At 56.4% G+C, this 20,982-nt stretch carries 14 protein-coding genes and 1 pseudogene; 6 read left to right on the forward strand and 9 right to left on the reverse strand.

The annotated features are described in order from the left end of the window. Positions 1 to 741: 741 nt before the first annotated feature. From NXC24_RS23650 to NXC24_RS23670, 4 genes are all read right to left on the reverse strand, one after another. Complete coding sequence (locus NXC24_RS23650; protein WP_104825853.1) at positions 742 to 2,199, reverse strand: FAD/NAD(P)-binding protein; 1,458 nt, start codon at positions 2,197 to 2,199, stop codon at positions 742 to 744. A gap of 1,402 nt (positions 2,200 to 3,601) precedes the next feature. Further along, on the reverse strand, positions 3,602 to 4,057 hold the full coding sequence (locus NXC24_RS23660; RefSeq protein ID WP_104825855.1) for a phasin: 456 nt from the start codon (positions 4,055 to 4,057) through the stop codon (positions 3,602 to 3,604). Positions 4,058 to 4,218: 161 nt separating this feature from the next. Further along, entirely contained in the window at positions 4,219 to 4,599 is a 381-nt protein-coding gene (locus NXC24_RS35230) for a hypothetical protein (protein WP_158704543.1), read from the reverse strand. A gap of 358 nt (positions 4,600 to 4,957) precedes the next feature. Next, positions 4,958 to 5,362, reverse strand: coding sequence for a DoxX family protein (locus NXC24_RS23670; protein ID WP_245464067.1), 405 nt, complete (start codon positions 5,360 to 5,362; stop codon positions 4,958 to 4,960). A 469-nt stretch (positions 5,363 to 5,831) separates the two neighbouring features. On the opposite strand from NXC24_RS23670, the pseudogene NXC24_RS23675 reads away from it, so the two are divergent. From NXC24_RS23675 to NXC24_RS23700, 5 genes and pseudogenes are all read left to right on the forward strand, one after another. Next, positions 5,832 to 6,898 (forward strand): annotated as a pseudogene (locus tag NXC24_RS23675) (PHB depolymerase family esterase); the annotation flags it as partial. A 501-nt stretch (positions 6,899 to 7,399) separates the two neighbouring features. Continuing rightward, positions 7,400 to 8,278 carry a hypothetical protein gene (locus tag NXC24_RS23680; RefSeq protein WP_104825858.1) on the forward strand — a complete coding sequence of 293 codons (879 nt, stop codon included), beginning with the start codon at positions 7,400 to 7,402 and terminating at the stop codon, positions 8,276 to 8,278. 368 nt (positions 8,279 to 8,646) lie between these two features. Then, positions 8,647 to 9,711, forward strand: coding sequence for a helix-turn-helix domain-containing protein (locus NXC24_RS23685; protein WP_158704544.1), 1,065 nt, complete (start codon positions 8,647 to 8,649; stop codon positions 9,709 to 9,711). 826 nt (positions 9,712 to 10,537) lie between these two features. Continuing rightward, positions 10,538 to 11,146, forward strand: a complete 609-nt coding sequence (locus NXC24_RS23695) for a protein rhiA (RefSeq protein ID WP_104825861.1) — start codon at positions 10,538 to 10,540, stop codon at positions 11,144 to 11,146. A 287-nt stretch (positions 11,147 to 11,433) separates the two neighbouring features. Further along, a complete protein-coding gene (locus NXC24_RS23700; RefSeq protein WP_104825862.1) occupies positions 11,434 to 11,973 on the forward strand; it encodes a hypothetical protein in 540 nt (179 codons plus the stop codon). 86 nt (positions 11,974 to 12,059) lie between these two features. Here NXC24_RS23700 and NXC24_RS23705 read toward each other — a convergent pair whose 3' ends face one another. From NXC24_RS23705 to istA, 4 genes are all read right to left on the reverse strand, one after another. Continuing rightward, positions 12,060 to 13,409 carry a pitrilysin family protein gene (locus NXC24_RS23705; protein WP_104825863.1) on the reverse strand — a complete coding sequence of 450 codons (1,350 nt, stop codon included), beginning with the start codon at positions 13,407 to 13,409 and terminating at the stop codon, positions 12,060 to 12,062. Between the two features lie 7 nt (positions 13,410 to 13,416). Further along, positions 13,417 to 14,802 carry a pitrilysin family protein gene (locus NXC24_RS23710; protein ID WP_104825864.1) on the reverse strand — a complete coding sequence of 462 codons (1,386 nt, stop codon included), beginning with the start codon at positions 14,800 to 14,802 and terminating at the stop codon, positions 13,417 to 13,419. A 624-nt stretch (positions 14,803 to 15,426) separates the two neighbouring features. Further along, positions 15,427 to 16,164: an IS21-like element helper ATPase IstB gene (istB, locus tag NXC24_RS23715; protein WP_104825865.1), complete on the reverse strand. Its 738-nt coding sequence runs from the start codon at positions 16,162 to 16,164 to the stop codon at positions 15,427 to 15,429. A 12-nt stretch (positions 16,165 to 16,176) separates the two neighbouring features. After that, entirely contained in the window at positions 16,177 to 17,706 is a 1,530-nt protein-coding gene (gene istA / locus NXC24_RS23720; protein ID WP_104825866.1) for an IS21 family transposase, read from the reverse strand. A 728-nt stretch (positions 17,707 to 18,434) separates the two neighbouring features. On the opposite strand from istA, the gene NXC24_RS23730 reads away from it, so the two are divergent. After that, the gene (locus NXC24_RS23730; RefSeq protein WP_104825868.1) at positions 18,435 to 19,922 is read left to right on the forward strand and encodes an efflux transporter outer membrane subunit; all 1,488 of its coding nucleotides are present in this window, start codon (positions 18,435 to 18,437) and stop codon (positions 19,920 to 19,922) included. A 213-nt stretch (positions 19,923 to 20,135) separates the two neighbouring features. Here NXC24_RS23730 and tam read toward each other — a convergent pair whose 3' ends face one another. Further along, positions 20,136 to 20,906 (reverse strand): trans-aconitate 2-methyltransferase, encoded by a 771-nt coding sequence (gene tam / locus NXC24_RS23735; protein WP_104825949.1) that lies wholly within the window; start codon positions 20,904 to 20,906, stop codon positions 20,136 to 20,138. Positions 20,907 to 20,982: the final 76 nt, after the last annotated feature.

Genomic DNA, 20,982 nt, shown 5'->3' on the forward strand with positions numbered 1-20,982 from the left:
AGTAATCCTCGATCACTGGTAGGCCTGCTGCAGACCTGCCGCCGCTTACCGTGTCAGCCAGCTGGCGTAAATTTGTTGCGAGCCTGCAGATTGATCTCAACGGTTTCTGATAGGGGTGCTTGCAAGCGGCGCCAATTAGCGTTTGGGCGCGCCCATTCGTGCCTTCTATCCATAACGAGTAACGCTCGTGCCCTGCCGCTGCAGCACCTTGTCATTCACGAGCCTCTCTAGGGCACGAGCGAAATCAGCCTTTGATAAGTCGGTGTTTGCACCCAGAAATTCAGGTAACATGTCCCAACTGTTCACATGACCGTTGCTGTCCTTCAGCTTATTGTAAGCGGCCATCACTGCTTGGGTTGATTTAATCTTTCGGTATGGCATCTCCTTCCCTCACCTTGGAAAAAAGATGTGCGATGCATTTAGCGTGCCATGGACGCCGGGCGCCGCGTTGGTGAGGAGGTTTGAGGTAAGTCTGCAAGCAGGTGCATTGGCTATGAAGCCCTCAAGCGCGCCGTTTATCGGGATGAGCGAGTGCGTTATGCAGCATGAATCTAATCCCAAGCGGTTCGCCTTACCAGCCCCGATACGATCTTGCCACCCGATCAGCCGGTTAAACCGTGGTTGCTCATCGCGCCGTTTGGTGATCGCTGCGGATCGTCCAGCCTTCGCGCCACAAATGTAGCCTGGCGTTGCGCTGCGTGCCGGCGGCACTAGAACGGTTTTGATACGGCGAGAGAGACTTCAATTGCTTAGCGTCGATTGAATTGGCGTCCTTTGCGTCACTGTGGAGGAAATCTGCCTTACTCGCCCGACGATCCTTTCCGCTTGATCGACAATTTCGGGCACCGAGGTAAGTTCACCGAACGTCCCCCGGGCCAACGGGCCGGCAATGAATAGGTCCTCGACGGGTGTCCCGTCCCATGCCATGGCGCGATTCTCGCGATCACATTTGATGCCAAGACCATGCAGATCCTTTGTGATCAAAGCGGCGCGCTCGAGGTCCAACAAACAGGCTTGGCTGCCGATTACATTCTCATGATCGGGGCCGGTTGCGAGGATCAGCCACTGTGCGCGATCTTTCTCTAAATTGCCGTGCGGCGCAGGTGCGACGTCGAGTAAAATGTCTTGGCTGCCGCATACGGCGGAAACGATTCTTCCCGCACGAATGTGGAGGCGACCAGCTGCAGTCTCGCGCTCTACGAGTTCCTTGATTTGAGGTGGCATCCGGAACCGGTGGATGTCGTACATTCTACGAAGATGGCGCAAAAAACACCTTTGCTCCTCGGATGGCAGCGCTTGCCATATTGCCTGCCCCTGATGCCGTAGAGCATCGAAAACGATCTGCCACGGCAATCCTTTTTCCGTTGCCTCGTTGACAGCTAATCGCACCCGTCGCAGGAGGCAAAGTGCCGTCTTGGGAAAGCGTTTTAGCAGGTCATCCTCTACCGTGAAGCTGCCGGTCGCTTGGGGTCGCGGCAGAAGTCCTGAACGCGACAACAAAGTGATCTCCCCACTATGACCGCGAGCGCGCAAGGTTGCAAGCACGTCAAGCGCGGTCAATCCGGCACCGATGATCCATATATTGTCCCTCTGCTGAATCCGTTGAAAAGCGCCCGAGGTAGAGGGGTTAGACACAAAACGTGGATGAAATTGCAGGGCAGAAGGAAATTGTACTGGCGTCCTTGGTGGCGGATGACCGGTAGCAACAACGACGATGTCGGTGTGAAGGATCGTCCCGGCATTTCCTTCGATGCGCCAGCTGCCATTCTGACGACGAATGCGCTCGACACGCTCGCACACATGTAAGATGCGGCGGTTTTCGAGAAGCGGCCGCATCTCATTGTCCATGAAGTCCGCAAAGTCACATCTCCGTGCATAGATTGCTCCCTCTGTTCCAGCCTCCGGATCTCTCCCAGACCGGCCGGTTTCACTAAACCAGCGGGCGAACCTCTGCGGGTCTCCGGGTATTGCCCGCATCCGGTGGGTCGCAACGTTTAAGCGAAGTGCTGGATCATTTGTGTCGTAAGCGACGCCGGCACCAAGGCGTGACCTTGGCTCGAAGACCACGATCTCCTCAGGCTCGAACAGGCCTGAGAGTGCGAGCAAGCGACTTATGGTCGCCCCACTGAACCCGCCTCCGACAATGGCCACGCGGCTCACGGTAGTCAAGGAAGGTAAGGGTTCTTGTGAGGACTGCATTGGTTTCAATAAACCTGACTCCTTTCAGCTAACAGTGGCTGAAACAATGCACACTTATTTTATAGATTCAATCTATAAATACGCTGCCCTGGGTCTGGCACTTGCCTCGAACCGCCGTGAGCACAATCTAAGGATCGAGACTTAATTGGGTTGACAATAATATCGCCACGGCGGGACAGAGACGCGATAGGAAGATGTCGGCTATCGTAGCGGGTTTGCGATGCGTCGGAGATCCTTTGCCGCGCTCTTGCGCCGGACAACAACTGACTCAGGTCTGGCGGCAAATTGCGGCCGTTCCGACAGCTCCCCATCGGGGGGCAAAGGCTTCGACGCCGAAAGCGGTCAACACGCGGCCAATCCCCGGGGATGGTCCGCACGCGTCGCGCCATATCCGCCTTCCGCTACCAGCGCCTCGATCTTCCGAGCGGGGATTGATGCGGGTCGTCTAATCGGCAATCTGCTCCAGCAAATCACGGCACTCCTCGCGCGTCAAATCGGGCAACGCGGTCAAGTGCATTCAGGATATCTTTAATCCCGTCGAGCTGACGATTTCCTTGTGAAACAATATCCGCACCCTAGATGCAGTCGACTACATCGGGTGCTGACATTTCCTCATAGGCAGGAAGCAGTGCGGCAAGCGCAGCCCTCTCAATAGCCGAGTTCACCGGCCACCAAACGGTATAGCGACTTTCGACCTTAGCACTTGGCGCGTAGACCCCTAGGATCCCTTCTGCATGCTTAACCAAATGGACACCGCTCACTCTCAATCCAAGGTCAGGCAACCATATGTCCCCCACCGCCAGGATTTCATAGTTGTGGCTACCATTGTCTCTCCATTTTCGAATGTACAAAACCTCAGCTTTCATACCGGCGATCCCATCTGCGATAATGCAGGATCGCTGCGGGCAATGTGCGTGCTTGTTTTCTGAAACTCCCACATGGACAGCCCCCACTTCGCGGATTTGGCATGCTGCTCGCCATCCGTCGTCAGCTTTCACAGCAGCTCGCGCTCACATTCATCTCGCCACCGCTGAAAACTTGGATCCTGTTCTGACTTCCACCAGAAGTTCCTGGATCCTTTGGTTGCCTTGGTGGCTCGGCGTTACACTGGCAAGACGGGCTCACTCGCAACACCCGCCGTTAGCTCACCGTTTCTACGATCATAGCCTCTAAGAGGGACCGCCTATGCCGATATCCCGATATAGAGTGCGATCACCAGACTGGCTTTCGTGTGATCGCCGTCGACCGCAATCCGTCAAGGTAATTTGAGTCATCCTTTAAGCGCGTCAGAAGAAGCTTAGATGACGATCCGTCGATTGATCGTCGCCGATCTCAATAGACCTGGCTGAGCACGGTATACCCCCGACAGCTCCCAAAGGCTCTGTTTTAGTGCGGATTGGCTCTATCGGGCCTGGAGGTCCGTCAAAACTTTGTCAGATGCATCCCTGATCGGCTTTGAAATCTGCGCCGCCGCCTTGGTAACCAGCGCGCCGAATTCCTTCGCGTTCTCAATACTTGCATCTACGCGCTTGTGCAGGAAGCTCGACTGCAGTTCGAAGACCTGCGATGGCGAAGCTGCGCTCAGTAGCGCTTGTAAATGCGAGAAGCCGGCCTCGGTATTGGCCTGCAACGCCGCGATCGCCTTTCGTGACAATTCGTACCCGACCTGTTTCGTAGTTTCGAAGATCGGGGTGAGTATTTTCTGGGTCTCTTCAGTGCTCGAGGCAAATTTCAAAAAGACCTCCGTCAACTGCTTGTTCCCCGTTTCTACGGCGGCCCCGATCTGATCGGCCACTTTGAGAGGCGACGATGCTAAATTTTCGATTGTTTCAAAGGATCTTTCTGGAACCTTGGTCATTGCGTTTTTTCTCCATCTTGACTTCGGTGTGACTGACGATGTCGACAGCAACCGCGACGATCTTCGTGAAGTTTGGGTTTGCACTGCCGCCCGCCGGCCATGCATGGCTAGTTCGTGGGATGCGGATTTGAAAAATGTCTGGCATTCGCCCGCCGTTCTACTCATTTCATGACCCGCAACACATGGTCGTTGCTTCTAGTTGCCAACGAGGATAGGCAAGCTCCATGCCAACTTTGAGTACCCATCAAAGCGCGTTCCTGCTTGCGGTCCTGTGGCTTAAACGGGTGCCTGCAGGACAGAGGGCTGAACCACTCGTCGCGATCTCGACAAATGCGACAAAGGGCGGTGGCTGCCAGACATTTGCGAAAATAGGGGCAAGCTCTGTGCACCAAGGCGTTTCCGGTAAGCGGGATCAGAATGCGGCGCTGCGAGATGCCGATCCGCACATCGCGTTCGTCCATTGCATCAATGATCTGGTTGGCGTCAAAAGCGTAATTGGTAAGGATCGCATGGAAAGTGAGGCTTTCGATCAGACGCGCCATGTCAATCCCATCCTACGCTGTCGGCAGGAGTTCACGATGCACAAGCTTCTAAGCGCATTGGGCAGGGCGAGGATCTTTGCGTAAAGCCGCCTTTCGCTTTCCCTACTGCGTGATTTTGAGTCTCCTTACACGGCGTGGCACGCTTGAGACCTGCCGAAATCGCAAAACCAGGCGCTCGTGCTAAAACTTCCGAGCGCGCGCGAGACAATGTTCCGGGAAGCCATCGATGATGGGGCATCTCCGCGCAGGGATAAAGGATTCACCTGTCATCCCACGCAATCTGGAGTCGCTTTGTGCCCACTCATTCGAACTTATTGTCGGATCCCGTTGAGATCTCGCCGCCGCTGCGAAGCCCCACTCATATCCGTTTGAACTTGGCATCAAGGCTCCACGCTCCCGGACCGGCCAAGACCAGGTAGAGGAACACGAAGCAAAACAGGATCGCGGCATCGCCGCCGTTAAGCACGGGAAAGATGCTGTTGCCCGGAAAATGTATCATCCAATAGGCAACGGCCATTTGACCTGACAAAAGAAGGGCTACCGGTCTCGTCAGGACGCCAACAAGAATAGCCAGGCCGCCGATCACCTCCAGAAGACCCGCCGTCAACATGAAGGGTGACAAACCACCTAAACCTCCTGTTCCGGCTACGCCGCCTGAAGGGAAGCTAAATAGCTTCATGGTGCCATGTTCGATGAATAGTAGCGCGGTAACGATCCTCAGCACGGCAAGTGCCGTCTGCGCGTGTTTCGAAACATCCTTCAAAGCAGTCTCCAGTTTTCCGTTGTGGCCGTTAAACACGGACCAGGGCGGATCATTCAACGCAAAAATCGTGCCAGAGGAACGGCGCGGAAGCGTACGATGGTTCCTGCGCAGGAAGGATATGCGAAATCGTGGCAAACAACTCTGAAGCTTTACAGGGTCAATATTCATAGGACCTCGTCGAGGGCGCCGTGTCTGTCAATTTCTGCTGCGGTTATTTGGACGAACGCGCAGGCTTGATGGGTGAGCCGCCGATTCCTCGCCCGATAGGTAGTGTGGGCACGCAGCCCTGAGAGGTTAAGGAGAAAATCTACTCACAAAGCGTTGTCGAAGTGGTCGTCCATTCCGCTGAGTTTAAGCAAATACGCCATATTAGTAGGACAAAGCAGCCGAATTAGCGTATTGTGCAATGCAGCACGAAGAGCATTCTGCTATATATCCAGATCGCCTCCGGCGACGATAAGGAGGCGATATGCGATTCCTTTCAGACGGATTTAAACGACTTGCCAGATCTCATAAAGGAAGCGCCGCTCCGACAACGGCAACGCTATCCCGGCTGCAACGCTTCGGTTCAAACCCTGGAGCTTTGCAAGCATGGTACCATGTTCCCGAAGGGCTGACGAAGGCACCGGCGTTGGTGGTGGTTCTTCATGGATGTACGCAGAATGCTGCGAGCTATGATCAAGCAGCCGGGTGGTTGAAAGTCGCGGAGGATTTCGGATTCGCCGTGCTTTACCCCGAACAAGTCCATACGAACAACCCCAGGTTATGTTTCAATTGGTTTAACCTGAGCGATATTCGCCGAGGTCAGGGAGAGGTGCACTCCATATGGCAGATGGTGGAGACCATGACCGCCGAACATGGCATCGACCGAGGCCGAATTTATATCACTGGACTGTCCGCGGGCGGTGCGATGGCGAACGCCGCACTTTGTGCCTATCCCGAGACCTTCGCCGGCGGCGCAATCATCGCTGGCCTTCCCTATGCCGTTGCTACATCGGTACCGGCAGCCTTCGATCGCATGCGTGGTCATGGCATCCCCAATGAGGAATGCCTGCAAGAACGGCTGGCCGAAGCCTCGCCTCATATAGGTCCCTGGCCGACGATTTCGGTGTGGCACGGCACAAGTGACGGGACGGTCGCACAAGCGAACGCCAGTGCGATCATAACTCAGTGGAGCCGCGTTCATGACGTCCCGCTCAATCCCTCGTCCGTGAAAATCGTCGACGGGCACAAACGGCTGGCCTGGCGAGATCAATTTGGCAGGGACGCAATCGAGCTTTACCTGATAGAATGCATGGATCATGGGACGCCACTCGACGTCGCATCGGGCTGCGGACAAATCGCGCCGTATATGCTGGACGCAGGAATCTCCTCTACCCTCCACGCTGCGCGCTCGTGGGGCCTGACGCATAGATTTCAACGACGGCCGAAAAGGATTGGCTACCTCCGGCCACCAAAGCCAGCTCAGGTAGCCGGCTATCTCAGCCGCACTGGTCGCAAGTCATTCAAGTTTTGATCGAGAGGCAGATTAATTCAATGACAGCACAGGACGCGGATAAGCCTGCTTTGGCCGACGCGTGCCGCATCATTGATTTGAATGTCTACCGTCTTCGGAGGGTCGATGAGGAAGTCCTCACGGCAGTTCAGACGGTGCTGGACACGGCACTTCATAACCGTGTCAAACGGGTATGATCTCACCCCACGACTTACGACGACCCTGCCTGCTTTGTTCGCGGAGAACCTCCTTGCATAAACCTCATTCCGTTTTCCACCCAACCCGGGATCGACGCAGCTTGCCAAGCTTCGAATGCCTCCCACCGCTAGTTGAGTCACCCGACCCCGTGGATCTGCCGGCGCGCGGATGTGCAATGCTGACCAGATGCGGCTGAGGCGCCGCACTTTTCAAATAGCACTGACACACATTGCAGAACGCGTGAAACGTCACTGCTTCTTTCTTCTTAATTCAGCCGTGCGACGATTGTGGAAGGCAAGGATTGCGCGGTTGCCGATTCCGAAGGTTCTAAGGTAACAACATTCATGAATGATGCTGTCGTTATTCGTTCCGGTATTGCACAGGCAGTTGTCAACCGAAAAGGAGCAGAGCTAATTGGGTGGCAGGTCGGTGCAAACGACCTCCTTTGGTCGCGGCGCCCTCCAGGTTGGAACCAAGCTTGTCCGCTGATGTTTCCTTCATGCGGATGGAGTGACGCTTCGCTTGTCAAAATTAAAGGGCAATATTATCCAATGCCCGTTCACGGCTTTATTAGCATGCAGGAATTTGACGTGGTTTCCATCTCAGAGAGCGAGGTGACGTTAGAAACAACTGACGACGAATTCACGAAAACAATGTTTCCATTTTCTTTTATTTTCAGAATTACTTATAAAATTTTAGACAGAGCACTGAACACCGATATTTCCGTAAAAAACAGCTCCCATAGTGAATTCCTGCCCTATGCAATCGGAATACATCCAGGATTTAGATGGCCGTTACTGTCTGCCCGCAAAGATACCTGGCGGCTGGAATTCGAGAAATTGGAATCTCCTCTCGTCCCATGCATATCTTCCGAAGGTCTAATTCGAAGCATTCAACGGAAGATTTCACTCAGCGGGCGATATCTTCATCTAAATGAAAGCCTTTTCCAAAATGAAGCCCTCTGTTTTTTGAATGCAAACAGTAGATGGCTGTCGCTGGTTGGGGAAGAGGCCTCCATTAGAATTGAGGCGCCAAGTGCACGTCACTGGGTTGTATGGTCTCTGCCACAGCAAGACTTTCTCGCGTTGGAACCCTGTACAGGTCACGGTGACATAGAGGGCAGACGCATTCCATTTGACGAGCGAGACTATAATATCAACCTCGCCCCAGGAGAGGAGCAACTATTCCGAGTACGATTTGAGTATGTGCAGCATGAAGGCTAGTCTTAAAAGGCTTGCACTATAGGGCCTATCACGGGCATTGCGTTCACCCCTCATTCGACCACCTTGTCCGCTGAATCGATTAGTGTCGCAACAAAGCGCCATGCCAATGCCGAGCTTCTCCATATGTCGCCTCCTATCGAAGTTGCGGGAAGGCTCTGCATTTAACAAAGTTTGTAGGAGCAGCAGCGGAGACGTATTTCCATAACGGTTTGTCACCGTCTTGTGGGCGACGGTCTGCGGCGCAAAGTCCTGCAGATCAACGTGCCAACCAAAGCATTGTTTAAAAAATTATGAATTAAATACACTTATTTGTTTGCAAAATCAAACCGTTAGCTGCAACTATGTCTCTTCCATTTGGGGAGGCACTTGTGCATACATCGGACGAACTCACCTCTGCGACGAGCGGAGAAAGTACGGTCCCGAGCTTCCATTTTACCACGGCGGGTAGTCGCTTTCCGTTTGAGGCCTGGCGTTCTCTTCTCATTGTACTGTTCGACAGTTTCCTGCCCGATACATCACCATCCGGCGCGTTCGAGGCCAATCTCATAGTCCATCACTTCGGCACGTTTCTGCTTTGCCGCAGCGTTGTCGACGGCGGCCGATATCGGCGGATGCCGGCGCGCCTTGCACGTGATGACATAGACCACATTGTCATTTCCTGCCTGCTGCGTGGCGTTGTCACGCTGGCCCCCCCTGCCGCCCGCAGGCTATGTCCGGGCGACGTGGCCGTGCTGGATCTCTCGGCGCCAATGGCTTTTGCCATGAAGGCGGCAGAGACGATGCACCTGATCCTTCCGCGCACCTCGCTTCCATCGGCGGTTGCGCCGGTGCAGCCGATTCCTGGCCGGATTCTTACCAAGAACGCCGCGATGGGGATAATTCTGCGCAGTTTTCTGGAAGCGTTGTGCGAGGCCGCACGCAGCCTGTCCGCCGGCGAGTTGCTCGCTCTCGGAGCCTCCGTACCTGATCTCATCGCATCGTCGCTGGGACCGGTGTCTGCGGTTACGTCAAGGGAAGCAAGGGGCAAGCTTGGGCGCCGACTACGCCGTCACATCGAGGAAAACTTGCATCGTCGTGACTTGAGTCCAACCGGGTTGACCCGGGACCTGGGCATTTCCCGCAGCCAACTCTATCGCCAATTCGGGACAGAGGGCGGTGTTAAGACCTATATCCGTCGCCGCCGTCTCAGACGCTGCCTACTCGTTCTTTGCGATCCGCGCCATGCTGAGCGCCGCATCGCCGACATTGCCTATGAAATGGGCTTCGCAGACGAGGCCCATTTTAGCCGTCTGTTTCGCCGAACCTTTGGACTTTCTCCGAGAGCTGCCCGGACTGCCGCCCGGATGGGCGAGGGACCAGGGCTCGGCACATTGTTGCCGCCGCCGGGTTGCGCCTCTTTCGCACCTTGGCTGACCGGACTGGGCAGCAGCTGACGTCCGGCTGCGAACTTCGGGACGCCGGTCCAAGTTTCTGGAACGCTAGCCCACTGACACCCCCCGGGTGGACCACATAGGATCATCTCACTCAAAAGGACAGCCGAGCGACGGCCTTCTGAAAGGAAGCGGATCAATGTTTGAACGGACGGCAATCACCAACGCGCCCGACACACAGTATTTCAGCGTCTTTCCGCCGAAATTAAAAAGCGCCGCACGAAGATGGACGCAGATCATCATGACCCTCGTATCCGGCCCGAGCACGTACAAGCGGAAGCGGGGCGCTGACCCTGCTGGCTTTTGGTGGCAAGGCGCCTGCCGCTTCGGGGAAAACCAAGCTTTCGCTGGGCGACGGCGTGAAGTGCCTTGAGCAACGGCACCGTCTCAATTCTCCGGAAAAAGGGAACCTCGACGTACGGTTTCATCGGCCCGACCGCCGACCTGCGCCGATCCCTAGCTGATCCAGAAAGCCTTTGGCTCGCTCAGCCTTGAGCCTAACCAGTCGCCGACGGCTGCTGTGATTGTTGGCAGGCCCTTCAGTTCAAAAAGTCCGATCAATCGGACATGAGCCGCGCAATGAACGTATGTTTTATGAAGGGTTCGCAAAGCAGCAATCCTGCGACCAGCACGCAAATCACAGTGGGCCGGTGACTTATCGTTCAAAGCGCCTGACACCGACCGACCTTCCCGGCCACACGTCGAGAGCCGGGTAGCCCTCGCCGCTTTTCCTTCACTCGCGGCGAGAAATAGACCGGCACCGTTCCAGCCCCGGCGGTGCCGGTCACACTCTTAGAACCGGGCAGTACTCACACGAAAGGAAGTAAAGATGACGAAATATTCCCTGACCTGCATCAATAACTCGCAGCTTCATGGAAGCTTCGCAGTGTTCCAGAAAGCCCCGCCGAGTACGATTCCTGGCGACGTGTTTTCGCTCGCCTGGTTCGCCCGTGCGACCGCACCAGGAAGTCGAGTAGCGTTTACATGGGGCATCGACTACAGCTTCGTCTGGTCGGAGACCGGCCTGCTGCAGCCTGGCATCAATTTTTCCGCTACGCAGACCGTGCCTGCCGATCCGGATCGCCAGAACCTGATCCAACTGACAAAGGATCAGTATAGTGCGACAACCTTTGGCAAGCAAAGCGGCGGCGGCGCTCTCGGTTCGCTCACCATCCAGCAGTTGTCCAATGTGGAGCCCGACAAAACGTCCGTCGGTATCGGGATGTCGGGCTCGGGTACCTTTGCCGTCCAGGCGGCTCCAAACATGACGGCCGTCTTTACCCCACACCCGAATTACTGGATTGTGTTCGGTAATTATGAGACGGGCGATGTGATGGACATCCAAGATGTGACCAACGCTGTCGAGGTCACCTATGGTGGCGCGCTCACGTCCCGCACGGCGGTGCTCGACATCGAAAATCTGATCAGGATTTCGTGATCATGGACCGACGGCGGCAGATAAGCCGCCGTCACCCCGGGTCGGCCGCAACTCCGGCCTGGAGCACGGCCCTCGAACCGCAACGGGTTGAGAGCACCCCTTCCCTCACACCAGCCACATCGACCCGGGCCCACCAGTTCTGGAGGCGACCAGCATTTGTCTCTCACAACAGCTCAAAAGGCGAAGGGCGGGGCTCCGCTACAACGCCTACCGATCCGGCAGAACGCACCGGTCTTGCGTCTTCGTTAAAAGCGGAGCGTTTGCCAATTATCGTGAAAGGAACCGTTATGAACAGCAACAATCAACGCCGCGACGTCATCGCAATCATGTTTGCAATTCTGGCAGTCCTCGCTGTAGGAAGTCCCGCCAGCGCCTATTCCGTCTATCGCGGAGTGGTGGCCAATCCGCTCCGCCATGTAATCTGGGACGAAAAGAATTTTGGAGTGAGTGGCGCTACTCCAAACTTGTCTTTCTTCCATAATGCAGATGACGCGGCCGCAAGAGCCGCACTGTCTACCTTCCAGTGCATCGTCAAGATCGATCTAGGCAACATCGTCCCACCGCCGGCATCAGGTCACCACTCTCTCATCGGAAATGCGGGTGTGGCGGTCGGTGCCTTCACCGTCGATCAACCCCGCGCCTTTCCCTGGCAGATCGATTTCGACAACAACCCAGCCGGTCACTGGAGCATTGCAAGAGGCGCAATTTCAAACGGCAATAACAACGCAGCTTCAAGGGTGGCCGCGGCCGGTATGGCTAATCTTGTCTTCGTCAACAATCCGAATATTGCCGTCATCAATGGGAACACAATTGGTTGTTCCCGGTAGTTCGACCATAGGATGACCTTGGCCAGTCAATGAAGTGCCTCTGCTGCCGGATGCGCCCCGGCAGCATCTATCTCGATCTTAGACCATCATTTTTTGCGCCCTTCGAGCGGCGGTCCGACGATCATGACGGCGGGGTCGGCGGAGAGAAGCCGCCTCGCGGCGGAGCGGACGTCGTCACGGGTTACTGCCTGGATCAGCTGTTCCCGCCGCTCAATATAGTCGATTCCGAGATCTTCCAACTGGATCTCGACCAGAGTGGCGGTAATTGCTCTCGATGAGTTGAGGTTGTTAATCGCAAAACTGCCGATCGTATTTTTCTTTGCAGTTTCGAGTTCGTTTTCGCTGACCCCGTCCTTTGCCATCTGGCTCACTTCGGCTTGAATGAGGGAAAGCGTTTCTGCCGCCCGATCCGGGCGGGTCCTGGTGTCGATTGCGAGCGCCGCGGAATGGGCATTTGTCACGAGAGTAGATCCGATACCGTAGGCGAACCCTCGCTTCTCGCGCACTTCGTTCCAGAGCCTGGACGTGAACGCCCCACCCCCCAAGGTTTGGTTCATAAGATAGGCCGCGAAGAACTGCGGATCCTGGCGGCTGATCCCCGGGTAGGCTAGGCGTAGCTGGACCTGAGGCAAGTCAAAGGCAATGCGAATTTCCTGCCCCAGCTTTGGTTCGGTTTCGATAACTGGCGTTAGGTGCGGTTCGGCCGGCAACTCGCCGAATATTTGATCCAGATCGCGCTTGAGTGCGCCTGCATCGATTGCTCCCGCCACGGCGATGACAAGGTTACCGCGGGCGAAAAGCCGCTTATGAAATGCCTTCAGATCTGAGATCTGGACAGCGGCCAAGGATTGCTCGGTGCCCTCTTCCCGCTTCGAATAGGGATGATCACCGTAGATCGCCTTTGCCCATGCGACCTGTGCCGCCATGTCTGGATCTTTGGCTTCCGCCAAGATACCGGAGACGATCTGAGCGCGGATGCGATCTACGGGCACTTGATCGAAGCGCGGCTGTTCGATGGCTAGTCGAAGAAGATCGAACGCACTATCCTTTTTTTCGACAAGCGCACGCATGGAGCCATAGACTGTATCGCGGCTGGCGCTGAATCGCATCTCAGCGCCAGCGTCGTCAAGCCGTTCCTGAAATGTATCGCTGTCAAGGTCGCCGGCCCCCTCGTCGAACAACCCGGTCATGAGATTGACGAGGCCTTCCTTGCCAGGAGGGTCTTGGGTGCTGCCACCTCCTCGGAACGCGAAACGGATGGTGACAATCGGAACTGTGTAATCTTCCACGAGCCACGCTTTGATTCCACTCGCTGTCCTGACCTCCTGGATGACCATGGCCGCACGCGCAGGCGTCGCCGCAGCAATGCCTAGCAATACAAGCACGAACAATAGCGGCTTGACTGCTCCGAGCGGTAGTCCGTTGAATGTCACCATCGACTCTTTAATCTCCTGAAGAGGTGTTCTCGCGCGGCAGCAGGTATCCCGCCACTGATCGATCTGAGTTAAGATATTTTTCGGCAACTGCCTGCACCTGCGTCGTCGTTACCGCGCGCACTCTCTCCTGCCATTCCTGCACGTCCTTGACAGTACCGCCGGTCGCAACGGCAGCCCCGTAGATGATGGCCATTGTCGAGGGGTTGTCGCGTGCGAAGATCATCGAGCGCACAAGGCGATTTTTGGCCCTCGCAAGTTCCACATCCGAAACGCCGGCTCGTATGATTTTCCGAACTTCGGCGTCCATGGCGTCTTTCACGGCCTCGATCTTCCCCTTGCCTCGCGACGAGCCGTAAATTGTGAAACTGGATGGATCGAGCGATGTTCCCTGGAAATGGGCGCCGGCCGAGGAGGCTATTCCTTGTTTCACCACTAATTCTTGATAGGCCCGGCTGCGCATTCCTCCGCCTAGGACTTCTGCAAGAAGATCAAGGGCCTCCGCTTCGCCCGGCTTGGCCGTCCTGTAAGACGGCGCCACCCAGGACTCTTCGAAGCTCGGCACAGTCACCCTAGAGTCGGTGAGCACGACTGTCCGCTTGGTGTTTTGCTCCGGTTCTTGCGGCCTAATGCGCAAAGGAAGATCCGAGCCGCGCGGTACAGCCCCGTATGTTTCCTCCGCCATCTTGCGCACAGTCGTAGCGCTCACGTCGCCTGCCACGACCAACACTGCGTTATTCGGCGTATAGTAACGATCGTAGAACCCTACTGCGTCTGCGCGATTGAGCCCTTCCATCTCGTGCATCCAGCCGATTACCGGTCGGCCGTAAGGGTGGTTCTGATAGAGGGTCGCTTGCATCTCCTCCTCGAGAAGTTCCTCGGGGTCGGCTTCGACGCGGGAGCGCCGCTCCTCGAGTATGACATCGCGCTCGGGCGCAATCACCGCATCGGTGAGTACGAGATTGCGCATCCGGTCTGCTTCGAATTCCATCATCGTTTCGAGCGCCGCTGGCGTGACAGTTTGAAAATAGCCGGTGTAGTCGGACCAAGTGAAGGCGTTCTCCTCACCGCCGATCTCCGCCACCTGTGTATCGAATGTGCCGGCCGAGTGCTTTTTCGTACCCTTGAACATCAGATGCTCCAGGAAATGAGCGATGCCGGAGTTGCCGGGTGGCTCGTCGGCACTTCCGGCCTTGTAAAGGACCATATGCGTGACGATCGGCACGCGGTGATCGGGTATGACGACCACTTCCAAGCCATTGTTCAGCAAGAAGTCGCTGATATCGGATTGGCCCAGCGGAGCCCCGACCGCCGCTTCCCAGGTTGTCAGGCTCTGCAACGCAGCCAAGCTTAGGGCAAATGCACGAATACACGACTCCATCCTAGTACGAGTCATTGGGCATCCCTGATGTTGCTGCTGGAGAAAGCGTCTTTCTGGAGTTGGAACGCCCTGCGCTAACAGCCTCGCGAGTGTCTTCCACTGGCATCTAGATATCTCCGCGTGATTTGTACCCATCAGCAGAGGATCTGAGGCAACATGCGTGCCGGACGAAAATTCCTTTTTGATTTTAATAAAATAGGTCTAACCGAACCGGCTGATGTGTTCAGCATTGTCTGATATCGGACAAGGCGAAGTGCCATTACCGACTGTGTTGTCGGCATTTCCTAAGTCTTCACCAACTTAGCTTGGCGATGGATGTAGGTGGTGAGCCCGGTACCTTAAAACACCTGTTGAAATAGAAGGCATTGGACCGCTTAGTCGGGATGATGTTTGAGCGTCACACAGCACAGATGATAACGGCGGTGGGAAATGCGGGCGTGTTTTCGAATTGGGGTTTTCATCTCCATCGATTGCGTGCGGCACGCCGATCCTAGCTAAACGAGGCGTTTGGCTTGCCGATTCCGATGAAGCCGCCCCTTTGTTCCGAGATAATTGCGCCCCTTGATTCCGGGATGATCTCGCCCCCTTTTTAGTGGGGTCTGCAGGCGATGATTGTTGTCAGTTCATTTAGGCAGGGTGTCAAGCTTTTCGGGGCAGGTTTCGGCGTAGGCTATCGCCGCTCAATTCGATGCGATGAGCGTTGTGAACGAGGCGATCCAGTATGGCATCGGCATAAGTCGGGTCTCCTATGACGCCATGCCATGCCGATACGGGAAGTTGGCTGGTGATGATGGTTGATCGGCGGCCGTAGCGATCTTCGAGGATTTCGAGGAGGTCGTGCCGGGCTTGTTCGTTGAGCGGTTCGAGGCCCCAGTCATCTAGGATCAGGACTTGAACATGGCCCAAAGTCCGCTGCAGCCGGGCATACCTGCCATCGCCCCGAGCGAGCGCAAGCTGGGCAAATAGCCTTGGGACACGCTGATAGAGAACGGAGCGATCGTCTCGGCAAGCCTTGTGGCCGAGAGCGCAGGCTAACCAGCTCTTTCCGACGCCCGAGGGTCCGCAAATGGCCAGATTATCATGAGCATTGATCCAGTCGCCGCCGAGCAGCTTCATGAAGAGCGCGCGATCAAGGCCGCGCTCGCTGCGATAGTCGACATCTTCCGGGGTGGCCTGGTGGCGAAGCTTGGCAAACCTGAGGCGTGCGGCAAGCTTACGATCGTAGCGGGAACTCCACTCCCGTTCGAGCAGCAGTCCTAGCCACTCGGCGTGCGAGAGATGTTCGGCTTCGCCGTTGGTGACGAGCTCCCCGAAGGCCTTTGCCATGCCGGCCAGGCCCATGGAATTGAGTTTATCGAGTGTTGGATGCGCAAGCATTCTTCGTTCTCCTTAGTGGTAATAGCGAGGTCCGCGGATGTTTTCGTGATGGATCGGTTCATGCGAAGCCGGTCCATTGGTGGAAGCCGTTCGATCTAGATGATTGTCGAGGATGGAGCGCACCGAACCGTAGGTCCGGGCCCCGATCTCCAGTGCACGGCTGCAAGCAGCGTTCACTCTGTCGCGGCCAAAGCTTTTGTTCAGGCGGATAATTCCCATGCAGGCTCGAAAGCCCTGCTCCGGGTGCGGCCTGTCGGCGAGGATCTTCTCGCACAGCAACGCCACCTCCGGCCCGATGGAAGAGGCCTCGCGTTGAATGCGTTCGATCGTCCAGTCGGCAAAGCGGCGATGGGCTGAGGGCATGTGATCGGGAATCGTCGTGTGTTTGCCATTGCCGCTGGAGCGACGATGGGCGGCTATTCGCTCGCCTTTGTGGAAGATCTCGATCGTATTGGCGGTGATGCGCGCCTCGACCTGCTCGCGAGCGAAGCGATAGGGAACGGAGTAATAGTGCCGCTCGATCTCGACGTGGTAATCCAGCCCGGCACGCCGGATACGCCATTCCGCAAAGACATAGCGTTCCACAGGCAATGGCCTTAAAGCGGGCCGGTCGAGCTCTTCGAACAATTGGCGGCGCGTGACGCCAACCCGGCGCAGGACACGCCTGTCGTTCAAATCATATAGCAAGTCGGCAATCGCCGCATTGACCTCGGCCAGGCTGTGGAAGGTGCGGTGGCGAAGGCGGCCCAGCAGCCAGCGCTCGACGATACGAACCGCAGCCTCTACTTTCGCCTTGTCGCGAGGACGGCGTGGCCGCGTCGGCAGGATGGCGCTGCCATAATGCGCTGCCATCGCACAATACGTCCGGTTGACTTGGGGATCGAAGTGGCACGCCTTGATGATCGCCACCTTGGCATTGTCGGGCACCAGCAAGGCTGGCGCACCGCCGAAGGACTCCAGCGCCTGGATATGGCATTCAATCCAGTCGGGAAGCGTCTCGCTCCAGCGCGCCTGCGCGAACGATAGGCTCGACGCTCCCAGAACTGCCACGAACAAGTGTGCTTGCCGTGTTTTGCCCGATAGCCGATCAACGACAACCGTCACCGTGTCGCCGGCATAATCGACGAACAACTTGTCGCCCGCCATATGATCCTGCCGCATCGTCACCGGCAGCTTCAGTGCCCAACCCCGATAAAGGTCACAGTAGCGACTGTAACGATATCCCTCGGGATGAAGACCGATGTATTCGTCCCACAGGATCTGCAGCGTCATATGCTTGCGCTTGAGCTCGCGATGGACCTGCGCCCAATCCGGCTCCGGAGCGCGACGGTGCCCAATCTTCGTTCCAGCCGCCTTGTAAAGCGTTGCCTCCAGGACTGTATCGTTGACGTCGTCGCCCAGAGGCCACGAAAGCCCGGCAACTGCCGCACGCCGAAGCGTCTCACGTACTGTCGAGGGCGCAGTCCCAACCCTCACCGCAATCGACTTGTGCCCAAGTCCTTGCTCAAAGCGATATCTCAATATCTCGCGGACACGCCGCATCTCCAATCTCTCCGCAGGCATCCCGTTCCTTCCTCGTCAACGTCGAAGGAAGAAACTTCACACCTGCAGACCCACCCTTGCCAGACGCCTCCAAGGGGGCGGCATCATCTCGGAACAAGGGGGCGACTATTTCTCGGAATTGGGGGGCGACATCATTTCGGAATCAGGGGGCGGATTGCCTCGGAATTTGCAGTTTGGCTCGACTGTTTGTTTGCACACGTTGCCGGCAATCATCAAGCTTACTCTCAGTCTTGCTTTCGCCCGGGAGATTTCTGCTTCGGCACGAATAATGCTTGGCTCATCCGGAAACCCGCGTGAACGGAGAAAGATCTATGAGCCGCGCCAGTTCATCCGCAGCTTTCCTTATTACGGCTTCGGCCCCGCCTTTTGCATTCTACGCAATCCATGTGGAAGATTTTTCAAGTACTGGCGCGACTTGGAGCCCTTGGCAAAATGAGCATGGATCCAGGTGAGTATGAACATTGGCTTCGTCCTGCGATGACGAGTTCGAATGCGGAGGCGAATTTCCACCATCAGTCCAAACGAACCCGCGCTGTTATCCGTGACGTAGATCAGTGTGATCCGAACAATCAATTTTTCCAATCAGTCGCCTGCCGTTATCAAGCGTAGAAAAACGAAGCTGTAAGTTAGGGAGCGTCGCCATCGAAGCGCCGAGTGTCACGTTTCCCCTAAGACAGTGATCATGTAATTCAATTGTAGGTAATGTGATGGTATCCATTCGTACTGCCGCCCCCGCCCTGCTTCTTCTTCTGGCAGGTTGCGTCAGCGGCCCCGATCATAAGCCACCGGAAATGCCACTCGCGGCCAAGTTCTCGGAGGGCGGTACGAAGATCAACGGCGACGTCTCGAGTTCACAATGGTGGACCGCCTTCGGCGATAGGAAGCTGAACGGCTTGGTTGAGCAAGGACTTGCAGAAAACCTCAATATCCAGCAGGCGCTGGAGCGCATCAATCAGGCGCAGGCGCAGGTCGTCTCCGCCGCCGCCGGCGGAATGCCGAGCCTCCTCCTGTTAGGCGGTAATACGACCAGCGGCGAAAAGGGAAGCCAGCGCAACAAGAGGGAAACGGAAAACACCACCAGCGGCGATGTCACGGCTTCGTGGCTGCTCGACCTGTGGGGCCAATACCGTCGCGCCAAGGAAAGCGCCAACGCATCGCTGGATGCAGCCTATTCCAACGTCGACGTGGCTCGCCTGACCTATCTAGAGGATCTGGCAAACAGCTACGTCAACGTCCGCTACTATCAGGCCCGCGTCGCGATCGCACGGGATAACTTGAAGTCTCGCCGCGAAACGCTCGAACTCACCAAGTTCCAGCTTGATGCCGGCGCCGTTTCCCGACTCGACGTCGTCCAGGCCGAAGGTCTCGTCAACTCGACACTGTCTGAAATTCCAGGCCTCGAAATCAGCTACCGTCAGGCGGTGCATCATATCGCGACCCTACTCAACGTACCGTCGCAGACCATTATCGCCCAATTGCACGGTGGCGGCAGCCAGCCGGTATTCCGCGGTCGCGTTGATACGGGCGTCCCGGCGGATCTCATCCGCAACCGGCCAGACATCCGTAATGCCGAGCGTAACCTTGCCGCTGCGACCGCTCAGATCGGCGTGGCAGAAGCCCAGCTCTATCCGACGATCACGCTTAGCGGTTCGATTTCGCCGTCCTACATCCACACGAAGTCCAACAGTGGCAGCCTGACGAAATGGTCGTTCGGCCCAAGCCTGTCGCTGCCGATCTTCGACGGCGGCGCATTGCGTGCTAACGTCAAAAACGCCGAGTCCACCAGCCGCGAGCAGTATATCGTCTGGAAGCAGACAGTGCTGTCTGGTGTCGAACAGGTCGAAAGCGCCCTGTCGGCCGTCAGACGCGATGATCAGACGGTTGCCGCATTGCGGGCACAGGTGAAGTCCTATCAGCAGGCCCTCGACCTTTCGACGGTAAGCTATAAGGACGGCGCCTCTTCGCTGCTCGACGTTCTCGATGCGCAGCGTTCCGTTTCTAACGCGCAGGAAAGCCTCGCTGAGGCCGTTCAGCAGAGCGCTCTCGACTACATCTCTTTGAACGTCGCGATCGGCGCCGGATATATTCCCGCCGAACAGGCGACCGTTGCTGCAAAGCCGGCCACGGTCGTCAAGGTCGCTGCGGAGACGGCACGGAACTTACCCGACCAATCGGCCTTGCGTATGGTCGACTGAATTAGGAAGCTGCAGCCCCTACTGAGCCCCAGTGCATCTGATGCTTTTCACCGGTCCCTGCGGCGACCAGAATTGACTGCAGGTTCGGCAAAGTGGGTGCGGCGAAGACCGCAAAGCCCAGCGCAGTTGGCCGACGCCGAACTCGATGAATTCGGGGCTTTCATTGCCCCAATGAGCTGCGGTCCCGACGTCGCGGCGCGATCTTTAGTTTAATTACCGTCGCACAACAATGAAGAGACGAGGAAACGGCAGAAGCATCGTATCATCATCCATGACTGTGTAATGCTTTGAAAGCTCTTCCTCGTATGAAGCAAGATATTCCGCCTGCTGTGCTTCGTTCAGCCGGCTGAGGTAAGGGAGAAGACCGGTCCCCTTGAACCACTCGACAATCCCGTTCAGTCCCCGAAGCGGGTGGTAATAAGTGGTACGCCATACGTCGACGCTCGATGCATGCGGTTTGAGGATAGACCAGTAGTCCGAAACCGAAAGGATCGAGGTCCGCTCGCCATCGGCATCCTTCAATGCATCAGACCAGCGCTTGTCCCCTGCTACCGTGCGCATGCCAACATGTGTCGGCTCGTCTAGATTGTCGGGCATCTGCAAGGCAAGCGTCCCGCCAGGCTTAAGGAATGACAGCAATTTCGGAAAAAGCTCGTGGTGGTTTGGAACCCATTGAAGGACGGCGTTCGCGAATAGCAGGTCCTGCGGCACTTTCGGTTGCCACTGCGCGATATCGCCCAGCTGAAAATCGCAGTCGGGCAGGCGCTTCTTGGCCGCTTCGACCATCTTGGGTGATGAGTCCATGCCCGCAATTGCAGCCGAACCGAAACGATCGATGAGCAGCTCCGTGGAGTTGCCTGGTCCGCAGCCTATGTCTGTCACGGACTCGACAATATTCGCGACAACCCGTCCTAAAAGGTCAATTGCCGGACGCGTCCGTTGGTCTTCGAACTTGAGATATTGGTCTGGGGACCAAGTCGACATGGCGGCTCCTTCGATGAAATCACCTTTGATTTGCATTTTTAATGACACAAATGCAATACTGGCTGTTGGAGAAACA

The sequence above is a fragment of the Rhizobium sp. NXC24 genome, assembly GCF_002944315.1.
Taxonomy (GTDB): domain Bacteria; phylum Pseudomonadota; class Alphaproteobacteria; order Rhizobiales; family Rhizobiaceae; genus Rhizobium.

Bases quoted from the DNA above. Each gene is read 5' to 3' on its own strand.
- NXC24_RS23730 (WP_104825868.1), top strand. From the start codon at position 18,435: ATGGTATCCATTCGTACTGCCGCCCCCGCCCTGCTTCTTCTTCTGGCA.
- NXC24_RS35230 (WP_158704543.1), bottom strand. From the start codon at position 4,599: ATGGCGCGTCTGATCGAAAGCCTCACTTTCCATGCGATCCTTACCAAT.
- istA (WP_104825866.1), bottom strand. From the start codon at position 17,706: ATGCGGCGTGTCCGCGAGATATTGAGATATCGCTTTGAGCAAGGACTT.
- istB (WP_104825865.1), bottom strand. From the start codon at position 16,164: ATGCTTGCGCATCCAACACTCGATAAACTCAATTCCATGGGCCTGGCC.
- NXC24_RS23705 (WP_104825863.1), bottom strand. From the start codon at position 13,409: ATGGTGACATTCAACGGACTACCGCTCGGAGCAGTCAAGCCGCTATTG.
- NXC24_RS23650 (WP_104825853.1), bottom strand. From the start codon at position 2,199: ATGCAGTCCTCACAAGAACCCTTACCTTCCTTGACTACCGTGAGCCGC.
- tam (WP_104825949.1), bottom strand. From the start codon at position 20,906: ATGTCGACTTGGTCCCCAGACCAATATCTCAAGTTCGAAGACCAACGG.
- NXC24_RS23695 (WP_104825861.1), top strand. From the start codon at position 10,538: ATGACGAAATATTCCCTGACCTGCATCAATAACTCGCAGCTTCATGGA.
- NXC24_RS23700 (WP_104825862.1), top strand. From the start codon at position 11,434: ATGAACAGCAACAATCAACGCCGCGACGTCATCGCAATCATGTTTGCA.
- NXC24_RS23680 (WP_104825858.1), top strand. From the start codon at position 7,400: ATGAATGATGCTGTCGTTATTCGTTCCGGTATTGCACAGGCAGTTGTC.
- NXC24_RS23710 (WP_104825864.1), bottom strand. From the start codon at position 14,802: ATGACTCGTACTAGGATGGAGTCGTGTATTCGTGCATTTGCCCTAAGC.
- NXC24_RS23660 (WP_104825855.1), bottom strand. From the start codon at position 4,057: ATGACCAAGGTTCCAGAAAGATCCTTTGAAACAATCGAAAATTTAGCA.